The organism is Acetobacter fabarum, from assembly GCF_040702925.2.
In the GTDB taxonomy this organism is placed as follows: domain Bacteria; phylum Pseudomonadota; class Alphaproteobacteria; order Acetobacterales; family Acetobacteraceae; genus Acetobacter; species Acetobacter fabarum_B.
Genome location: NZ_JBFCXX020000070.1, coordinates 1 through 281, shown reverse-complemented (window position 1 = coordinate 281; position 281 = coordinate 1). Strand labels below are relative to the sequence as shown.

Annotated in this window: 1 pseudogene; it reads right to left on the bottom strand. The window is 60.5% G+C overall.

Features of this window, described 5'->3' with window-relative positions:
* A pseudogene (locus tag AB2L51_RS15135) lies at positions 1-281 on the bottom strand (hypothetical protein); the annotation flags it as partial.

Sequence of the window (281 nt, the reverse complement as noted above, 5' to 3'; positions counted from 1 at the left end):
CCTTGACCAGACCTGGCCACAGCGACGAACGCATGGCAGCCATGTCGTTGGAAATCGGGTTCGCCAGCAGCAGTGGCTCGACGCCCGGGTTGAACAGTTCGAACTGCTTCGGATCGACGAAGCTGTAAGTGATCGCTTCCTGATAACCACGAGCAACCAGCAGACGACGCAGTTCCGGCAGATCGCTGCGCGCTTCGGCTTTGGCCTGCGGCGCCAGACGAGCTTGCGGGTAACGAACCGGCAGGCGGTTGTAACCGTACAGACGTGCCAACTCTTCGATC